This window comes from Thalassospira sp. HJ (assembly GCF_000948415.1).
GTDB lineage: Bacteria > Pseudomonadota > Alphaproteobacteria > Rhodospirillales > Thalassospiraceae > Thalassospira.
Genome location: NZ_JYII01000021.1, coordinates 1 through 19,216, shown reverse-complemented (window position 1 = coordinate 19,216; position 19,216 = coordinate 1). Strand labels below are relative to the sequence as shown.

At 55.2% G+C, this 19,216-nt stretch carries 20 protein-coding genes; 12 read left to right on the top strand and 8 right to left on the bottom strand.

Annotation, left to right across the window (positions count from 1 at the left end):
• Nucleotides 1–117: 117 nt before the first annotated feature.
• Nucleotides 118–354 carry a hypothetical protein gene (locus UF64_RS17845; RefSeq protein WP_044829988.1) on the bottom strand — a complete coding sequence of 79 codons (237 nt, stop codon included), beginning with the start codon at nt 352–354 and terminating at the stop codon, nt 118–120.
• 105 nt (nt 355–459) lie between these two features.
• Entirely contained in the window at nt 460–1,059 is a 600-nt protein-coding gene (locus tag UF64_RS17840; RefSeq protein ID WP_044829987.1) for a TetR/AcrR family transcriptional regulator, read from the bottom strand.
• Between the two features lie 116 nt (nt 1,060–1,175).
• Here UF64_RS17840 and UF64_RS17835 point away from each other — a divergent pair, with 116 nt between their 5' ends.
• Nucleotides 1,176–1,742, top strand: coding sequence for a carboxymuconolactone decarboxylase family protein (locus tag UF64_RS17835; protein WP_044829986.1), 567 nt, complete (start codon nt 1,176–1,178; stop codon nt 1,740–1,742).
• A 141-nt stretch (nt 1,743–1,883) separates the two neighbouring features.
• Here UF64_RS17835 and UF64_RS17830 read toward each other — a convergent pair whose 3' ends face one another.
• Entirely contained in the window at nt 1,884–2,513 is a 630-nt protein-coding gene (locus UF64_RS17830) for a glutathione S-transferase N-terminal domain-containing protein (RefSeq protein WP_052657698.1), read from the bottom strand.
• A 51-nt stretch (nt 2,514–2,564) separates the two neighbouring features.
• The gene (locus UF64_RS17825; protein ID WP_044829985.1) at nt 2,565–4,022 is read right to left on the bottom strand and encodes an alkaline phosphatase D family protein; all 1,458 of its coding nucleotides are present in this window, start codon (nt 4,020–4,022) and stop codon (nt 2,565–2,567) included.
• Between the two features lie 222 nt (nt 4,023–4,244).
• Here UF64_RS17825 and UF64_RS17815 point away from each other — a divergent pair, with 222 nt between their 5' ends.
• Nucleotides 4,245–4,538 (top strand): cupin domain-containing protein, encoded by a 294-nt coding sequence (locus UF64_RS17815; RefSeq protein ID WP_044829983.1) that lies wholly within the window; start codon nt 4,245–4,247, stop codon nt 4,536–4,538.
• 83 nt (nt 4,539–4,621) lie between these two features.
• Here the strand turns inward: UF64_RS17815 and gshB are convergent, their stop codons facing one another.
• On the bottom strand, nt 4,622–5,566 hold the full coding sequence (gshB, locus tag UF64_RS17810; RefSeq protein ID WP_044829982.1) for a glutathione synthase: 945 nt from the start codon (nt 5,564–5,566) through the stop codon (nt 4,622–4,624).
• Between the two features lie 242 nt (nt 5,567–5,808).
• Between gshB and UF64_RS17805 the strand changes: the two genes are divergently transcribed.
• The 8 genes from UF64_RS17805 to UF64_RS19805 all read left to right on the top strand — a co-directional run bounded on the left by UF64_RS17805 (nt 5,809) and on the right by UF64_RS19805 (nt 14,361).
• Nucleotides 5,809–6,507: an outer membrane lipoprotein carrier protein LolA gene (locus UF64_RS17805; RefSeq protein WP_044830244.1), complete on the top strand. Its 699-nt coding sequence runs from the start codon at nt 5,809–5,811 to the stop codon at nt 6,505–6,507.
• 518 nt (nt 6,508–7,025) lie between these two features.
• Nucleotides 7,026–7,703, top strand: coding sequence for an EI24 domain-containing protein (locus UF64_RS17800; protein WP_044829981.1), 678 nt, complete (start codon nt 7,026–7,028; stop codon nt 7,701–7,703).
• 284 nt (nt 7,704–7,987) lie between these two features.
• On the top strand, nt 7,988–8,485 hold the full coding sequence (locus UF64_RS17795) for a polymer-forming cytoskeletal protein (RefSeq protein ID WP_235285144.1): 498 nt from the start codon (nt 7,988–7,990) through the stop codon (nt 8,483–8,485).
• An 11-nt stretch (nt 8,486–8,496) separates the two neighbouring features.
• On the top strand, nt 8,497–9,009 hold the full coding sequence (locus UF64_RS17790; protein ID WP_235285143.1) for a hypothetical protein: 513 nt from the start codon (nt 8,497–8,499) through the stop codon (nt 9,007–9,009).
• 278 nt (nt 9,010–9,287) lie between these two features.
• A complete protein-coding gene (locus UF64_RS17785) occupies nt 9,288–9,851 on the top strand; it encodes an invasion associated locus B family protein (RefSeq protein ID WP_052657718.1) in 564 nt (187 codons plus the stop codon).
• A 260-nt stretch (nt 9,852–10,111) separates the two neighbouring features.
• Entirely contained in the window at nt 10,112–11,350 is a 1,239-nt protein-coding gene (gene rlmN, locus UF64_RS17780; protein WP_082049881.1) for a 23S rRNA (adenine(2503)-C(2))-methyltransferase RlmN, read from the top strand.
• A gap of 192 nt (nt 11,351–11,542) precedes the next feature.
• Complete coding sequence (locus UF64_RS17775) at nt 11,543–12,397, top strand: phosphate/phosphite/phosphonate ABC transporter substrate-binding protein (RefSeq protein WP_200892699.1); 855 nt, start codon at nt 11,543–11,545, stop codon at nt 12,395–12,397.
• Nucleotides 12,382–14,361: an ATP-binding protein gene (locus UF64_RS19805; RefSeq protein WP_052657697.1), complete on the top strand. Its 1,980-nt coding sequence runs from the start codon at nt 12,382–12,384 to the stop codon at nt 14,359–14,361. The genes UF64_RS17775 and UF64_RS19805 overlap by 16 nt, the downstream gene beginning before the upstream one ends.
• Nucleotides 14,362–14,447: 86 nt before the next feature.
• Here the strand turns inward: UF64_RS19805 and UF64_RS17765 are convergent, their stop codons facing one another.
• The 3 genes from UF64_RS17765 to UF64_RS17755 form a co-directional block, all read right to left on the bottom strand.
• Nucleotides 14,448–14,813 carry a Dabb family protein gene (locus UF64_RS17765; protein WP_044829978.1) on the bottom strand — a complete coding sequence of 122 codons (366 nt, stop codon included), beginning with the start codon at nt 14,811–14,813 and terminating at the stop codon, nt 14,448–14,450.
• Complete coding sequence (locus UF64_RS17760) at nt 14,810–16,090, bottom strand: murein transglycosylase A (protein ID WP_044829977.1); 1,281 nt, start codon at nt 16,088–16,090, stop codon at nt 14,810–14,812. The genes UF64_RS17765 and UF64_RS17760 overlap by 4 nt, the downstream gene beginning before the upstream one ends.
• Nucleotides 16,091–16,253: 163 nt before the next feature.
• On the bottom strand, nt 16,254–16,949 hold the full coding sequence (locus UF64_RS17755; protein ID WP_044829976.1) for a Tim44/TimA family putative adaptor protein: 696 nt from the start codon (nt 16,947–16,949) through the stop codon (nt 16,254–16,256).
• Nucleotides 16,950–17,336: 387 nt separating this feature from the next.
• Here UF64_RS17755 and UF64_RS17750 point away from each other — a divergent pair, with 387 nt between their 5' ends.
• Both UF64_RS17750 and secB read left to right on the top strand, forming a co-directional pair.
• Nucleotides 17,337–17,969 carry an FxsA family protein gene (locus UF64_RS17750; RefSeq protein ID WP_044829975.1) on the top strand — a complete coding sequence of 211 codons (633 nt, stop codon included), beginning with the start codon at nt 17,337–17,339 and terminating at the stop codon, nt 17,967–17,969.
• A gap of 553 nt (nt 17,970–18,522) precedes the next feature.
• Nucleotides 18,523–19,023, top strand: coding sequence for a protein-export chaperone SecB (secB, locus tag UF64_RS17745; protein ID WP_044829974.1), 501 nt, complete (start codon nt 18,523–18,525; stop codon nt 19,021–19,023).
• Nucleotides 19,024–19,216 lie beyond the last annotated feature (193 nt).

The following is a 19,216-nucleotide window of genomic DNA, read 5'->3' as shown; positions in this document are numbered from 1 at the left end:
GCAAAACCAGTTGGGGCATTAAAAAAAGGCGCAAGAACCATCGGTTCATAGCGCCCTTGATCACTGGCCGTGTCAATTCAGCACGCCGGCATCACCCATCACATTTGCGATAGGCGGTTATTCCGATGCGTCGGTATCCGTTTCGCGCGGCGGCAGGAATTCCTTACGGCACGGCACGGCTTCTTCGTTCACCACGGTCCAGCCGAAATTGCGGAACTTGCCGAAGCTGGCCTTTTTCATGGTAATGCCGCTGGCCGCGTGTTTGCGGACTTCCTTGGGGTCTTCACCCTCAATCCGTTCGGCGCGGACCCAGGCGCGTTCGCGCATGGCTTTGGTAATGGTCGGTTCGGTCATTTGGTTTGCAGTTCCGTTCGCGGTTCAGGCGCAGGATGGGGCGTTAAGATGGGGCGATAGCACGTCTGGCAGCGTTTGTCGCACCCAATCAATGCAGATGGGGACTCAATGCGCCACCCGCAAACGTTCCATATCCGCAATGATATCGTCGATCAGGTTCTGTACGTCACCCGCCGGGAGGCCGCTTTCGATCATACCGCGCAGGCCGGTAATGCTGGTTTGCAGTTTAAGCGCTGCGCGATGCGGGTCGACATCCGGGGCGATTTCGCCTTTTTCCCGGGCTTGTTCAAAGGCCCCGGCAAACAATTTGGCCATGCCGGCCAGTTTCTGTGCGGCCAGGTTTTTCAGATCGGAGTCGTCATTGGCCAGTTCAAGGGCTGTCTTGAACACCATGCAGGCATTTGACGGCATCTTGTTCAGGCCACCCTGCGTGATGCTGCGCACATAGCCGATCAATCCCGAAAGCGGGGAGTCGGATTGCGCCAGAAAGGCCTGAAATTCGCCTTCTACACCGCGCGCATAGTAGTTCAGCGCCTCGGAAAACAGCTCCTTCTTGCTGCCAAAGGCGGCATAGATGCTGCCGGGCTTAAGCGACAGGGCGGCTTCGATATCCTTGAGCGAGGTCGCATGAAATCCCTTGCGCCAGAACAGGTTACGCGCATTTGCCAGGGCATCTTCACGATCAAATGAGCTTGGTCTCGCCACGATATTTCCTTGTTTATTGAGCAGTCACTCAAAAATAACTTGCCAAGGTCAAATCGTCAAGGTAGCGTCGGCCCATCGTTATTGAGCAATCACTCAACAATTCTGGAGATACCGCCATGTCCGACTTCAAAATTTACGACAAAGATTCCGCCCCTGCCGATTCCAAGCCGCTTTTGCAGAACTCCCTTGATGCCTTCGGCATGATCCCGGGCCTGCACGGCGTCATGGCCGAAGCTCCGGCTGTGCTTGAAGGTTATCAGGCGCTGCATAGCTTGTTTCAGAAGACAAGCTTCGATGCCAATGAACTGACCGTTGTCTGGATGACGATCAATGTCGAGCATGGCTGTCATTACTGCGTTCCGGCCCACACCGCGATTGCGCATATGATGAAAGTCGATGCCGACACCATCAATGCGCTGCGCGATGAAACCCCGCTTGCCGATGCAAAGCTCGAAGCGCTTCGCACCTTTACGCTTGCCATGACCCGCAGTCGCGGCAATGTCACCAGCGATCAGCTCGATGCCTTTTACGCGGCCGGTTACGGTCAGCAGCAGGTGCTTGAGATCATTCTGGGTCTGGCTCAGAAAGTGATGTCGAACTACATCAACCATGTTGCCGAAACCCCGGTCGATGAACCGTTCCAGCGTTTTGCCTGGGAAAAATCCGGCGCAAAAGCCGCCTGATTTCGGACCGCCTCAACCCGTTATCAACGCACACGATTGTATTGGCGTGGACAGATTTTCCCCATCCCCCTGCGCCATATCCCTGCGTTGTCCTGCACCGCCCGTTGTCCCCGGGCGGTGCTTTTTTATCTGATGATCAGATCAGTCATCATCATGGGGCAGGTGGAAAGTCGTCTCAGTAAAGCATTCGCGTTCGGACATGATCGCCATCCAGTCGCGCACGCGCACCGGAATATCAAACCGCCGGTCCGGCCAGCGGAAATCAATGTAATAAAGCGCGATCAAAACCGACCAGGTGCCAAGATGCGGCTCCTCGGTGCGAAGGCCCGGAAGACCTTCCAGAATGGCCTCAATCCCCGACGTGATTGCTTCTGCCTGGCGTTCCATTACGGACTCAGAACGATCTTCTTCGGCGCGTTGTGAGTCGGCATAAAGCCGCGCGGTTGCCGCCATCATGCCATCGGCCAATCCCTGCCATTTAAGCGCACTTAAGCGCCCCGGACCGCTTTCGGGGATCACACCGCCCGAAAGGCCTTGGGATTTGGCAAGCTGATCAAGATAGTCACAGATCACAGCGGACTCAAAAACCGCCATCCCGTCATCAAGGATCAGGGTCGGGACCTTTGCCAGCGGGTTATGGGCACGCAGCGCCTGATCGGTCCAGGGATCAATCAGGATTTCACTGATCTGTTTTTCCAGACCCAGTTCACGCAAAACAACCCGCACCTTGCGCGAGAAGGGTGAAGTTGGTGCGTAATAAAGCTGCATCATGATCCAAAGCCCCTTGCCATCGGCATATGTCCCGTGAGCAAATCGAGGCCGTCAAACACGTAAATCCGGCGTCCAGCCGATCCCTTCGAGATGCCAATTGGCATGCCAGTTGGTGTCGTTGCGTGACAGTGTAAGGTAATTTCGCGCCGCACAATAGGTACCTTTGCGTTCGGGCAGCGGTTTTAACTTTGTTGGCCGGTCCGGAAGCGGGTTGTCCCCGATCCAGGCCAGAAGCCCCAAAACCCGTGCAAAGGCGGCCGGTGGTGCGGTATGCGAGATGCCCGATGCCACCAGTTGATGGATGGTTTTGCCCCGGGTTTCAAAGGTCCCGCGGGTTGCCACGTGAATCTCGCCCGAAAGCAGGGTGATTTCATGATCGCGCTCGTTGGCGATCTCTTCGATCAGCTCAAGGAAGCCGCACCATTCGCGCCGGTGCCAGCGGCTTTGCCACTGATCACGCAGGTCATCTTCATATTTCTGTGCCTTCGGCCAAAGATGCATCATCATCTCGACCAGCGATAACCGCGGTCCAATCACCGGCACACTCGACATCAGCAAGATCCGGTTACCTTCGGGCACCGTTTCAAGCGCCTTTGGCAAGTCGCGCCAGCCATTTTCGCCCATCACGGCATTCGGTGTGCGCTCGGACCTGAGGTCCGGTGCGATGATGCTGACACCGGGAAAATCGGTGCGCCAGGCAAGGCTTTTGCCAGAACGGTCCAGCACCATGTCTGGCAAGTCATCCGGCGCGCAGCACAGCTGCATCAGGCAGAAGGCCTCGCGCGCGCAGTCAAACATGCCCTTGGCCACCGCCGTTCCCTGAAACCATTTCTTGTGGCTGCCCCAGCCATCAAAAATGTCATGGTCATCCCACATCATCAGCGACGGCACCCGGGCCAGCATGTGGCGGATCTGAGGTTGGCCGTAAATCGCCAGATAATGATCAAGATAGAATTTCAAAACCGCATCACGCATCACATCGGAAAAGGCCGTCGCCATCCGCGCGCTCCGCCCGGCTTCGTCCCAGGCGATGATGTCCGGATGGCATTCCCAGACCCCGTCGGCATAGATCTGATCACCACCATGCAGCAAAAGCGAGAAGGGCTGCTTGGCGTGTTCGCGGCCAAGATCCGCCCAAAGCACATTGCGGTCTTCAAGCGGCCGGTCGAGATCGCCGTCTTCCTGCCCATTACACGACACAAAGCCGATGCGAAGATCGCGGCTCAGATCCGTGCACACCTCATATGTTCCGCTACCGAAACTATAGGATGCTTTCGTGTTTGCCGGCAAATCGAACTCAAACCGCCAATAGGTCCGGCCAAACAGCTCTGCCAGTTTGACCGGGGCAACGATATCGCTGCCATTGGCCTTGAATTCCGGGATGTCCAGAGTGCTATCGGCAACAACAAGCGCTGCCAGACGGGTGGTTTTCTCATCCGCGCCGCGCGCAAACAAGAACGGCCCGAAAAACTCATGATCAGTGATTGTCTCTGCCTCTGTCTTGGTCATGCGCGTGTGATACCTGCCAAATTTGTCCTTAAATCATACGTTTGATCGCGGTTTTGGTTCCCTCGGACCTGACCCCTGATCACCGGGCGTGCGATCCGTCCCACGATTAAAATCAATTGGGCCGAGAATTTCGAACAAAAAGACCGGCGATTGATTAAATGCTGCAATGCGTTAGTCTTTTTTCTCTCTCGCATTTCAAACGCCACCAAAAGGAAAAGCCCCATGACGACAGAGCGCCCCAAAGCCATTCCCACCGTTCAGGTCGATGATGACACCTTCCGGGTGACCGAATGGCACTTCCCCCCGGGATCAGAAACCGGTGATCACGTCCATGGCATGGATTATGTCGTCGTACCGATGACGACCGGAACCCTGACGATTGTGAACGATGACGGCACCACGTTTCCTTCGGAAATGACCGCCGGCAAGTCCTATTCCCGCAAAACCGGGGTGGCGCATAACGTGATTAACGAAAATGATTTCCCGATCACGTTTGTCGAGATCGAAGCCAAATAGGCGGCCTGATCAGGCTAAAAACAAAACGGGCAGGTATTGATCACCTGCCCGTTTTCGTTTCACAGCACTTTTAAATCAGCGGCTTAACCAAGACGCGTTTCAATCGCATCCCAGATCAGGCTTTCAAGTTTGGAGCCGTCAAAACGGTTGATTTCCTGCAGGCCCGTCGGCGAGGTGACGTTGATTTCCGTCATGTAATCGCCAATCACGTCGATCCCGACAAAGATCAGATCACGTTTCTTGAGCTCCGGGCCGATGCGATCACAAATCTCGCGCTCGCGCGGGGTCAGCATCGATTTCTCGGCAACACCGCCGACATGCATGTTTGATCGCGCCTCACCCTCGGCCGGGACGCGGTTGATCGCGCCAACCGGTTCGCCATCAACAAGAATGATGCGTTTGTCACCCTTGCGGACATCTGGCAAATAGGCCTGCACCATCAACGGTTCGCGCGATTGCGCGGCAAACAGTTCGAGCAGGGAATTCAGGTTCTCGTCACCCGGTTTAAGGTGGAACACACCCGCCCCGCCATTGCCAAACAGCGGCTTGACGATGATGTCCTTGAATTCTTCGCGGAATTCCTTGATGCGTGCGCCGGACCGCGTGATCAGGGTGGGCGGCATCAGATCGGGGAATTCGGTGACAAAGATCTTTTCCGGCGCATTGCGGACATGGCCCGGATGGTTGACCACAAAGGTTTCCGGGTGGATCGCCTCAAGCAGGTGGCTTGCAGTGATATAGTTCATATCAAAGGGCGGATCCTGACGCATCAGGATGACATCGGTTTCCTTGGCCAGATCAATCACACGGGCCTCACCCAGATCATGGTGATTGCCATGCTCATAGCGCAGGGTCATCGGGCGGACTTCCGCCTTGATCCGGCCGCGGTCATAGAACATGTCATCGGGATGATAATGCAAAAGGTCATATCCGCGCGCCTGGGCTTCAAGGCCGATGACAAAGGTGGAGTCCCCCTTGATGTCGATGCTCTCGATCGGGTCCATCTGGATGGCGACGATACGGCTCATTAAACGCGTTCTCCTGTTTGCCGGTGGTCAAACAACCCGTAATTAAGGCCCAAAACGGCCAAATAAGGTCATTTGCGGGCATGGCTTGACCCGGCTGGCCTTCCCGGCCAAATGATGCGATATGTAATTCGCAGTGGATGGTTACTATTTGGCACGATTTTTATCATTCGCCATTCACCTTCTGCAATCGCGATGATCGCGATCAACGAAATGTTATGAAGACCGGCAAGGCAACAAGGCATATGACCCGTTTGACCCAGAAACCAAAGACCCGTTGGAAAACTCTTGGCATGAAGACCCGCGCCTTTGTGGCGGCCGGTGCACTTGCCACGGCCATTGGTCTGGGTGCGGTGACCAGTCTGACCCTGCTGCCAGGCACGGCAAGTGCGCAATCAAGCGATCAGATCAGCCCTGAGATGATCGAAAAGATCGAAAATTATCTGGCCGGGATCACCACCCTTAAGGCCGAGTTCGTTCAGATTTCATCGGATGGCGGTGCTGCCGAAGGCGATCTTTATATGGAACGCCCGGGCAAGATGCGGTTCGAATATAACCCGCCGGCGCAAATCCTGCTGGTCTCGACCGGGCATGATTTCATCTATTTTGACAAGGAAATCAACGCGCCGACCTATTTCGACATTGATGAAACCCCGGCTGGTATCATTCTGGCCGAAAACATCTCGCTGACCGACAAGGTCAAAATTGTCGATTATCGCCGCACGGCCGAAACCGTGCGCATTGAACTGGTGCGCAAATCCGATCCCGGTGCCGGCAGCGTGACCCTGGTCTTTTCCGAAAAACCGATGCAGCTGCGCCAGTGGATCGTGACCGACCCGACCGGCATTGAAACCACCGTGACCCTTTTCAACACCCAAGAGGGCATGAAACTTGATCCCGAGCTGTTCAAATTTGAACGCATCTGGCCGCAACGCGGCAGCTAAGCCCGAATTTTTTCCACCACGGTACGACATCGCAAAACCGTCTGAAATTGGCGTTCGGATCAAGAATATTTTCTGATTCAAGTGCTTGGCAGGCGCGCGATCTTATTGTGGTTTCGTAATGAAGTGATCGCCGGTTTGGAATCATTATAAAGTTTTAAAATTTGTTGGGTTTTCGGGCCTTCCCCCATGGCAGGAAAGCCGCACTGTTCCTATATGTGAGTCTGTCACAAGGTTCCCCTAAACGACGGGAACCCCGTGTGAGGAAAAGGTCTCCCCTACCTTTCCTCACGCTCCAGATCATCGGAGCGCTGGCGTCCGGTTCTCCCCCCTGGCCGGACGCCTTTTTTTTGCCCAATGCTTGCGACAATGTCTGTTCAGATTAGGTCTCGCATTCATGGGAAATCCGCGAATCCCAAACATGATTTCACAGGCTGTTAATTTTAATTGCCTACTAAAGTGATGCATGATTCCCTGACGGGACCACATTCAATAAACGAGAAGACAGGCCGACACCTTCCATGATCAATGACTTTCTGAAATCCGTTGCGCAGTTTTCCGACCCGCGTTTTCGCAAAGTCGTGCTGATCGGTGTTGCCGGTGCGCTGGCGACCATTATCGCGCTTTGGGTCATGATCTGGTTTGGGCTGAATTCCATCACCTTCTTTACCGATGGCGGATGGCTTGAAACCGCTGTCGACTGGGTTCTGGGCATTGGCCTGACCCTGCTGGTGCTTTTGCTGTTCCCGGCTGCCACTGTTCTGATCTCGAGCCTTCTGCTCGATCAGATCGCGGATGCAGTCGAAGACAAGCATTATCCGACCCTGCCAGATACCCGTCCGCAGCCGATTGTTGATGCCCTGATCAGCGGCCTTAAATTCGCGCTAACGGCTTTGGCGCTTAACATTCTGATTTTGCCGCTTCTTCTGGCTGGGCCGCTTTATGTCATCGCGTTTTACGCCATGAATGGCTATCTTTTGTCGCGTGAATATTTTGAACTGGTTGCCGCACGCCGCTATGATGCGCGAACGGTTGAAGCCATTCGCAAAAGCCGCCAGAAAAAGCTTTGGATTGCCGGGGTCGGCCTGACCTTCTTGATGACCATTCCGCTGGTCAACCTGGTCGCACCGATCATCGCCACGGCCTTTATGGTCCACTATTCTGTGCGTCTTGGCACCTATGTGCCCGAAACCGCCTGACCGGTGACCGCAAGGCCATACCACGAGACCAAATATCGAAACTGCAACTTTAAGGATCTGGTCATCCCATGTTTGGAAAGAAAAAAGCCAATAAAACAGTCGACAGCAGTGCGACTTCGTCAGATACATCTCGCCTGGATGGATCAGACGCGCTTTCCGGGACCATGACCACGTCCTCCGAGCCTGCATCTGACAAAGCCGCCGATACCGGCACGTCCGAAAAAACAGAAAAACGAACAGAGCCGCGGCTCTTCACCCAACCGCGCACAAAGGATGAACCGCAAATGTCCAGTAAACCGCACTTCACCAACTTCCGCCCGGAAATCCCGAAGCGCCCGCTTGAAATCCCGACCCGCGGCAATTCCGGTCGCCCGGCAGGTTCGGGCAGCCACACCGAAGGCAAGAAGCTGACGGTTGGGCGCGACATCACCCTGAAAGGTGAAATCGGTTCCTGTGACATCCTGGTCGTCGAAGGCGTTGTTGAGGCCCAGATCAAGGAATGCTCGCGCCTCGAAGTTTCCCATGGCGGCAGCTTCATCGGTTCCGCCCAGGTGGATGAGGCCGAAATTAGCGGCAAGTTCGAAGGCGAACTGACGGCTGGCCGTGTGGTTGTGGTCAATTCCGCTGAAATGAGCGGCAAGATCACCTATGGCGCGCTTCAGATCGAGAACGGCGCACAGGTCAAAGGCGAGCTGGAATATGTCGAAGGTTCGGATGCCAACCTGAACCGTGCTGGCACGACCGGTGCCATCACCATCCCGCGCAAATCTGACGATTCCTGATTATTGCCGGCATGATGGTTCTGAACAAATACTCACCCCGAACAGACGTACCCCGTCCATTCGGGGTGATTTTGCTTCTGGCCCTCATCGCCATCGGTCTTTCGGCCTGTGGCGGCGCATCGGTGCCGCCGGGCTCGACCAATGCCAATTACGGGCAGCTTGATGCCCAGGGCAATGTTACCGCCAACCAGCCCGATACCCGCCAGAAACCGGAAAATTCCCGTACGCGCAGAACCGCTGCCATCCCGTTCAAACCGGTCCCCAACGCATCGCTCAAGGGCCTGTCCGAGCCGGAAGTCGAAGCCAAGATCGGCGCCCCGGAAATGATCCGCGGCGAGGGCGAAATCCGCGTCTGGCAATATCGCTCGGACCTTTGCTCGTTTGATGCTTTCTTTGCTCCTGCGACCGAGGGCAGTCCACGTGAACTTCGTCACATGCTGGCCCGTATGCGGCGCGGCAATCAGTCGATCTCGATCCAGGATTGCCTTGATCAGGTCGTCAAAAAGCATCTGGCACGCGGCTAACACCTTCCTGCCGATTTCTTCACGATCATAAAGCCTTAGCGTCATGTCCTGATGTGTAAACCCCATCACCCACGACCAGCTCCCGGCCGAATGCCCGCATTAACCTGTAAAAATCGTGCCCGGATGCCCGCTGTGATGCATTCCTTGGTTTAATCTTTACCTTTTGGCGGCAATCTCGGAAAACGAGCCTCATAAATTTGCCATATCCTTTGGATTTTATGCGTCCAAACACGGTCCGCCGGACCGATCCCGAAACTTCAGACACGATACGCGACCCCATGAAAAAACACGCCCATCGTCTCGTCAGAAATTCGTTTGCCGCCGCTTTTGGCGCCATTGCCTGCCTGCTTGCCCTTGGTCTGCCGACCAGTGGCGCACAGGCGCAAAACTCCCCGCAGCTGATTGACGTTTACAGCAAGTGGGAAGCCTACACCTATTCCGAAGACGGCCAGAAAGTCTGCTATATGGGCAGCCAGCCGACCTCGGCCAAAGGCAACTACACCCAGCGCGGCAAAATCTATGTCATGGTCACCCATCGCCCGGCGCTCAAGCTGCTCAATGAAGTCAGCTTCATCACCGGCTATACCTATCAATCGGGTAGCGAGGTGGATCTTCGAATCGATTCCAAACGCTTCAAGCTGTTCACCCATGACGATTCCGCCTGGGCCGTAAACAGCGAGGAAGATCGCAAACTGGTCAGTTCGATGAAATCGGGTTCGACCATGGTTGTGGTGGGTCATTCGTCGCGCGGCACCAAGACTACCGACACCTATTCGCTGTCGGGCTTCACCGCCGCCTATAACGCGATTTCAAAGGCTTGCAACACCAAGCCGGTCAACTGATCACAAGCCTGATCAAACCGGCAGGTGGGGCCGCCACGGCCCTTTTTGCAACCGTGATTGCAGTGCTGTGATAGCAGCAATGTGAAATTTATCATTTCTAAATCGACCCGGCCCCGCTATATGCGGGGCCAAGTATTTACGCGTCCAAGCCATCCGGCGTTTTTTCTGGTATAGTCCGCCGCGCCGGAAAACCCGGAATGCCGCAAATAATCGGCCTGATGACGCAATAACCAGACCACCAAACAAAGAGAGAGCCCGGGATGACCGACGTCCTGACCGAAAACGCACCCCAGACAGATGCCCCTGCCACGCAGGACGGGCCATCGCTGTCCGACTTCGTTTCGCGCGCCGCCAGTGGGCAGGCTGCCGACGGACGTCGTGATCTGGTGGGCATCACCCGCGAAGAGCTGACCGAAATCATGGCCGGCATGGGTGAAAGCAAATTCCGCGTCAAACAGCTCTGGAACTGGATCTATAACCGCGGTGTCACCGACATCGAGGACATGACCAACATTTCCAAAAAGCTGCGTGACCGCATGAGCCAGGACTTCTATGTCGGTCGCCCGGTTCTGACAGCCGATCAGAAAAGCTCGGACGATACCCATAAATGGCTGATGAAGTTCCATGACGGCAACGAGGCCGAGACGGTCTATATCCCCGATCGCAACGAAGATCGCGGTGCTGTCTGCATCTCGTCCCAGGTGGGCTGCACGCTGACCTGCAAGTTCTGCCATACCGGTACCCAGCTTCTTGTGCGCAACCTGACCCCGGGTGAAATCGTCAGCCAGTTCATGGTTGCACGTGACAGCTACGGCGAATGGCCGACCCCGGCCAATGGCATCCGCCGCCTGTCAAACATCGTCATGATGGGCATGGGCGAGCCGCTGTTTAACTATGAAAACGTTCGCGATGCGCTGCGCATTGCCATGGACGGCGAAGGTATTTCGATCTCGCGCCGCCGTGTCACGCTCTCGACCTCGGGCGTGGTGCCGGAAATCGTGCGTTGTGGCGAGGACCTTGGCGTTGGTCTGGCGATCTCGCTGCATGCGCCTGATGATGATCTGCGCAACGAAATCATGCCGATCAACAAGAAATATCCGCTGAAAGAACTGATGGATGCCTGCCGGAACTATCCGGGCATGTCCAACTCGCGTCCGATCACCATGGAATATGTCATGCTGAAAGGCGTGAACGACAAACCGGAACATGCACGTGCGCTGGCCAAGCTGGTCAAAGGCGTTCACTGCAAGTTCAACCTGATCCCGTTCAACAAATGGCCGGGTTCGGATTACGAATGCACGCCGACCAACGATATCAAGAAGTTCGCCCAGATCCTGCTTGATAACGGCTACGAAGCTCCGATCCGCTGGCCGCGCGGCCGCGATATCCTTGCCGCCTGTGGTCAGCTGAAATCCGAAAGCCAGCGTCAGCGCAAATCACGCGTCGGCGGTTGCGGCAAAGCTGAGGCCGGTGACGAAAACATCGTTGCGGCCCAGTAAACCAAGACTGCAGAGACCGATCACACGAAACCCGCTGGAAACAGCGGGTTTTTTGTTTTTGACTGCCTGTTTCCGTACCCGATCACAACCGTGTCAAAAACCAGCTAAACCACACTCCCCATATTGGGATATTGGTCGATTTTCCCATGTCGTAAATTCAGCACCATCAAGGAACTCTGTCGGAGACCGGAAATGGCTGCTCGTAAAACCGCCCTTATGGCCTTTGCCCTGACCTTTGCCACCGCCCTGCCAAGTGATGCGCAGGCAAATGACCATACATCGCTCAGTTTCGGGGTGGTCCCGCAACAGTCGGCCAGCCGTCTGGCTCGCATCTGGTTGCCGATCCTTGAAAAGCTCGGTCAGAAAGCCGGTTACAACATAAAATTCGCCACTGCCAAGGACATTCCGACCTTTGAGGCCTGCTTGGCCCAAGGTGCCTATGACGTCGCCTACATGAACCCGTATCATTATGTGGTTTTCAGCGATGTCAGCGGCTATCGCGCCATTGGCCGCCAGCAGAATCACCGTCTGCGCGGTCTTCTGGTCACCCGCAAGGACAGCGCGATTGAAACCCTTGATGATCTCGACGGTCAGGAAGTTGCCTTTCCATCTCCGGCGGCCTTCGGCGCCAGTGTTATTCCCCGTGCCGAAATTGCCGCACGCGGTATTTCCATCAGTGAAAACTACGTCAACTCGCATGATTCAGTCTATATGGCAGTCGCCAATGGTCTGACCGTTGCCGGGGGTGGCGTCAAACGCACCTGGAACACCATTCCCGAAGCCATCCGCGATCAGTTGCGCGTGTTTTATCAGACCGAACCCTATTCCCCGCATGCCTTTGCCGTTCATGGACGTCTCAGCGAGGATGAAGCGACAAAACTTGGCAATGCTTTGACCACCCTTGATGCCGAAACCCTCGCCCCGTTGGGGATGACGGGGATCGAAGCAGGTATTGATGGGGATTGGGATGATATTCGCGGGCTTGGCCTGACGAAAAAAGACACCGGTGTCGTTGTTGAGGACAGCAATCAATGTCATTCCGACTAAAAACGGTCATTGGCATCGCCCTTATCGAAATTGTCCTGCTGGCAGTTCTTGTCGTCAGCGGGCTTGGCTATCTACGCTCCTCGAACGAAGCCCGTTTGATCGAACAGGCGCGCACATCATCAAAATTGCTTGCTACCATGACGACCGACGCAGTCGTGGCGCTTGATCTGGCAACCATTACCGAATTGGTGACCCAGGCGATTGATAATCCTGGCATTTCCTATGCCCGGGTGCGCCACGCCGAGGGGGATGTTCTAGCGTCAGCTGGCGATGCGATGATTCTCAAGCGTCCGTTTGTTGCCGATCAAACCATTGCTGATGCCGAAATCGACAATATCTATGATGTTTCGTCCCCGATTGTGATCGGCAGTACGGTTTTTGGAACGGTCGAACTTGGCCTGTCGACAACACAACTTCATGAAACCCTTGCCGAAGCTGGCGAATGGATGCTCGGCATCGCGGCGGCTGAAATCCTGCTGGTTGCCGCATTTGGCAGCATGCTGGGCGGTTTTCTGACCCGCCAGCTTAGCCGGCTTCAGGATGCCGCCGCCCGTGTGGCAGCTGGTGATTTCGGCTATACCATGGAACTGCGCGGACAGGATGAACTGGCTGACACCGCGCACAGTTTCAATACCATGTCGACCGCCTTACTGGCCTATCGCAACCGGGCCGAAGATGTCTTGCGAGAAACCGACAATCGCCGCGTTCAGGCGGAAGATCGCCTGTATGCCGCCCTGCAAAACATTCCCCAAGCCGTTACCATTATTAATGGCGTGGATCAGGTCATCCACATCAACCGCGCCTGTCGCGAGATGTATGAACTCGATGCCATCCCCGAAGGCATGTCAATCCCGCTTGATCGGATGGTATTCGAACAGGTCCATAATGTTGGTCTGATGCCGTCTGTCGATGTCTCTCTTAAAAGCCGCACGGTGTCTGAGGAAGACCGCATCCGCATTCAACTTGAACAAATGGCAGGATTGGAAGAACAGGCACAATGGGAATTTCAGCTATTTGATCAACGCATTATCCTCAACCACATGTGCCGCTTGCCCGATGGCGGGCGGGTGATTGTCTCGACCGATGTGTCGGAACTGCATCGCAAGGCCGAAGACCGCCGCCGCGAAGAATTCACCGAGCTTGGCAAGCAACGTCTTGAAAGCCTCGGAACCTTGGCGGGTGGCATCGCGCACGAGCTCAACACTCCGATCCAGTTTGTCGATTCCAACCTCGGCTTTATCAAGGATGCTGCCAACCGCTTGTCGTCCTACGCCAAGGAGCTTGAGGACGAGCTGATCAAAAACAAAAGACAAGCGGTCATCGCCCCGCTCAATGAACGCTATGATGTCGACTTCCTGCGCGAAGAAATGCCCGATGCGCTCGAGCAAACCGAAGATGGCCTTAAGCGCATTACCGATATCGTCAAGGCGATCAAGATTTACTCCCATCCGGGACAAAGCAACGCGCAGCTGACCAACCTTAACGAAGTGATCCGCAATGCGGTCACCGTCACAACCAATCAGTGGCGTTATGTCGCCGAACTCAAGACCGAGATTGACGACACAATCGCCCCGCTTGTCGTCAATTCCGGCGAATTGGGACAGGTTCTGGTCAATCTGATCATTAACGCGGCCGATGCCATCAAGGAACGACGCGATCAAGGCGACCCGCAAGATGGCCTCATCACCATCACCGCCTGCCAGGATGAAAATTCGGTCTATATGGTCGTCACTGACAATGGCACCGGCATGCCCGAAGAAGTGCGAAAACGCATCTTTGATCCGTTCTATACGACTAAGGAGATCGGCAAGGGTACCGGGCAGGGCTTATCGATCTCACGCGCGATTATTTGCAAGAACCATTCCGGCAATCTGGCTGTGGATAGTAAACCGGGTGAAGGCACGCGGTTTGTCATCCAGTTACCGCGTGATGCGACGATTGCAGCGTCAGCATCAGCGGGTTGATCAGCAAAATATCCCGAAAGCAGGATTTTACGCGCTGATCTCTGGTCATATAATCAAATTAAGAATAATCAAATGTTTTTATTTTATTATTCCCAGCGCAGTTGCGGCTTTTTAACCGTACCCTTTTGCGGGGCACTAATATTATCAATATTGATGTTCATGATCAGGATGCCGCCAAGACCGCCTTCGGTCATCTCGGACAGCCTGCCGCCCACACGGTCACGATCCAGTTCCGCAAGATAGGTATCGCGTGCCGCCTCATCGACAAAATCGATATTTACCGCGTGGGTGAATCCCTGACTCAATCCGCTTCCGGGCAACTTCGCACCACCGCAAAAGGCCAACGCGCCTGGAACGGCAAGGGCGGCCTGTTCAAGCTGACGAATCATGGTCTCGACCTCGGCCGGGTCGGTGTAGCTTGGGATCTGCAGAAGGACGATATGACGGATCATGAATTGTTCCCTGCTGTTGCGTCCTCGGTCTGCCAGCCTGCGGGATCAATGCTGTTGGGCAGGAGCACATATTTCCGGCCCTGCCGGTTCATGTGACCGGCAAAAAGGGCGGCATCTTCGCCCGGGCCAAAGAAGATATCACCGCGGACCGGCCCGCGAATGGCCCCACCAGTATCCTGGGCGACCATCAAACGGCGGAACTTGCGGTCTTCATTCATCGGATCGCTGGTTTCAAGCCAGACCGGAACGCCCATGGCGTGGAAACGCCGATCGACTGCCAATGACCGACCCGGTTCAAGCGGCACACCCTGCGATCCCAGCGGACCGGCTTCGGGGTCATTGGGATCGACCTTAAGCGGCTGGAAAAATACGTAAGATGCGTTGGTATTCATCACCGCATCGGCTTCATCGGGATTGTCATGCAGCCATTTGCGGATCGATTGCAGCGATACGGTTTCACGCGTTAGCACCCCGCGCGCAATCAATTCCCGCCCGATGGCGAAATAAGGATGGCCGTTGGTCGCGGAATAGCCCACCCGAAGCACACTTTCATCAGGCAGAACCACTCGGCCAGACCCCTGAATTTGCAAGAAAAACGCATCCACCGCGTCATCGACCCAGACCAGTTCAAGATCACGGTCGGAAAGCGCACCTTCCTCGATCGCTTCGCGGTCGTAATAGGGTTTTACGGCATCACCCGATATCCGTCCGACCAGCCTGGTACCCTTCAGATCCTCGCGAAACTCGCCAAGATCGATTGAAACCATGTCATTTGGTTTGAGATAAAGCGGGGTTTGATACGCCCCACCACGGGCCAGCTGGCCTTGTAATTCCGGCTCGTAATAGCCGGTAAACAGGCCTTCCGGTTCATCGCGATTGCCACTGAGATACGGTCTGAAGCCACTTTCAAAGAACGCGCGCGCGTCTTCCTTGCGAAGGCTTTTGACATCAAGTGTGACCGCCGTCTGGCACAGATCGCGCCACTGGCCAATCGTTCCCATGCGCGGGTCGGGGCCAACGGCCCGGTCATCATCACGTCTGAGCATCGCCTTGCACGACCGGGCAAAAGCACGCACGGAACCGCGCATATCATCAGTCTGCCAGCCATCCAATTCGGCATAGCTCGCCGGGCGGAGCGTCAGTTTGTCTTCAACCTCGGCCGGGGGTTCGATCTGTCCGGTGATTTGAGGCCAGAACATCCAGATCAGGGCCGCCCCGGCACCTACCAATACGGCAATCAGGGACAGGCTGCGCGATAAAACCAGTCGTCTTTTCAAGATGGAATCCGTTTTTCAGAACAGTTCTACGAAAACCCGATCTTGCCCCTGACATGCTTAACAAGGCGATAATTGCGCGCCCACCTTGCTATCTGGACATGAAAAAAGGCGACCCGTTTGTCGGATCGCCTTTGATATCTGCTGGGTCTTTACGAAACCCGGATCAGTCGGTGGTTTCTTCTTCCGGAGTTTCGGTTGCCACCAGCTGCCAGTTCGGATCGCGGCTTTCGATGTTGCGCGCGAATGTCCAAAGGTCTTCGGCCTCGACCACCTGATTGGGGTCTCCATCCACCACATCACCCTCGGCATTGCGGATGACCGAGACTTCCTCGGACACGAACTTCACCGTGACATAGGCGGTGCGGCCTTCAAGGCTGGCATCGTGGATCGATGCGCTCTTGATGCCGACCAGGGTGGTTTCCTCATGCTCGCCCTTTTCCGCGCGCGCATCAATGGCGGCGGCGAAATTCTTGTAAACCTCGGCCGAAAGCAGCGGGTTCAGACCATCCTTGTCGCCCTTGGCGAAATATTCGACGATCATTTCGAACGCCATACGCGCACCATTCAGGAAGTCCTGCTGGGTAAAGTTCGGATCGTGTTTCTGGATCTGCTGCAGGGTCGCAAAGGTACCGGACGGAACATTTGCGTCTTCCTGATCGTTACCGGAGTCCGGCAGGCGATAAACGTTATCGGTCTGAGGAGCGGTGTCGTTCTGACCTTCATTGTCATGAGTCTGACGGCCAAAGATATCGGACGGTCCCTGTTTTTCATTGCCGGTACGCCGGCCCAGAACGCCACGCAAACGCAGCACAAGGAAAACCGCAATCAGAGCGAATAAGAATATATCGAAATACTGCAAGACCGGTCTCTTGATCCTAGTGGTTTCAAACTGGTTGCACTTATATCACAACCGTGGTCGAGAGATGGTATGAACTTAACCAAATGCAAGGGCAACTGCCGATCGCGCCAGAAGATGTGATCATCTTCACCTTTGCCCGCACCAACGGCAGGGGTTCAGCGGAAAATGACGATCTGCCGCATTTTTGTCGCGTTGTCACATTAGCGTTCCCACCAACTAACCAACTAACCAACGAACTTAAGTGTGCAGATTAATGAGAAATGCCTGAAAACCAAGTTGTTTTCTGCAATAGTTTCAGCAAGACGTCAGCTTTGGCCGTAAACATGATGTGTTAAAGCGATACTTGCGGGCCGCTATGCTAAAAAATCGCCAGTAAACGGAGAAGAAATGGGCTTTTACTTTCTCGCGATATTCGTCGCCATGCCGATCATCGAGATCGCGGTCTTTATTCAGGCCGGCGAACTGATCGGGCTATGGCCGACCATTGGCGTGGTTGTCTTGACTGCCATCATTGGCACATCGCTGATGCGCGCCCAGGGCTTGCAAACACTTGCCAAGGCGCAAAGCCAGATGGATCAGGGCGAAATGCCCATCGGCGCACTGTTTGACGGCATCTGCATTCTGGTCGCCGGTGTCTTGCTGCTGACCCCGGGCTTTGTCACCGATACGTTCGGCTTCCTGCTGCTGGTGCCGCCGCTGCGTCAGCTGGTCGGGGCCAAGGTCATCATGAAGCTTGTCCAGTCGGGTAATATCCGCACCAATTTCGGGGGTGGCGGCTTTGGCGCGACCTATTCCGGTGGCACCCAGGGTGGTGGCCATCGCCCGGGTGGGGCTGGCGGCGCTGCAGGACGTACCGGATCACGCCCGCGCGGGTCGGGGCCGATCATTGATGGCGATTTCGAAGATGTCAGCCCGCATGATCCGTCCAATGATACCGGCAACGACGCCGGCACTGGTGATAACGCGGATACCACACGCAATCTGCCACCCAAAGAAGACCCGCGAAACGAGACGCGCTGAATTCACGGGAAAATCACAAAATCAGAAGGTTGACCGAGATGTTAGAGCACGTCGCGTTTAATCTGCGCCATTTTGCCGGAGACAGTCTTCTGTCGCACAAGAAAAGATCCGCAGAGCGTAGCGGGGCTACGGTCAAGGATCCTGACGCAGTGGGGCGAAAGACTGTCCCGGCCCGAAGGGTTTGATTTTGGCGGCGTTTCGCGGTGTTACAACGTTTGACCGATGCGCCGCATCGCTCTGCACGCTGTGCCTTGCCAAACGGCACGCCAAAATCAAACAAAATGATGCAAATTAAACGCGATGTGCTCTAGTCAACCTTCTTTGATTCCGGGGGGCTGGGACCGGATCACATCAGGCAAACCCGCAGAAATAAGGGCTTTGCGCCTCTTCTGATTGGCTTGCCCGTCCGTGTCAGACGTGCTAGGCCAACAAGTCCAATTCAACTGCCGCAACGGGGCGGCGTCAGTAACAAGCATTTCAGCCACGGCCAATGGCCGCACTGAAAGCTTTTTTCTGATCAAGACGAAATGACCTCTAAGGGAGCTAGACTTTAATGGCCGACGAGAATACCACCGGTGCAGAAGGCGCTGCAGAACAACAGCAGCAGCCGGCCGCAAATCCGATCACGATCCACACCCAGTACATCAAGGATCTGTCGTTCGAGAACCCGAACGCACCGGAAAGCGTTGCCCTGCAGCAGCAGCCGAAAATCAATATCGACGTTGATGTTGAAGCCCGCACCACGCAGGACCAGAAACTTCACGAAGTCACCATCAAGATCAATGTCAAAGCCGACGTTGCCGACAAGGTGGCTTTCATCGCCGAACTGCAGTATGGCGCTGTGGTAACGCTGAATGTTTCTGACGAACACCGCCTGCCGGTTCTGATGATCGAAGTTCCGCGCCTGCTGTTCCCGTATGTCCGCAAGATCATCGCTGACCTGACTGCAGATGGTGGCTTCCCGCCGCTGATGATGCAGCAGATTGATTTTGCTGATCTTTTCCGCAAGAAATTTGCCAAAAAGATGGAAGGTCAGCCGGCTGGCAACGCCTGATTGACCCCATCATATTGCTTTTGGTTCGATACCAAAACAATATAAAGACAAAGGCCGCCAGTTTGGCGGCCTTATACATTGAGAGGCACGAACATTTGCTATGATGTTCGTGCCTCTTTTCACTTGGGAGCCTGCGTATACGCAGGCTCCCGGATCCGTGAGGTGTTGATGCGGCCTTGGACTTTTACGTCCG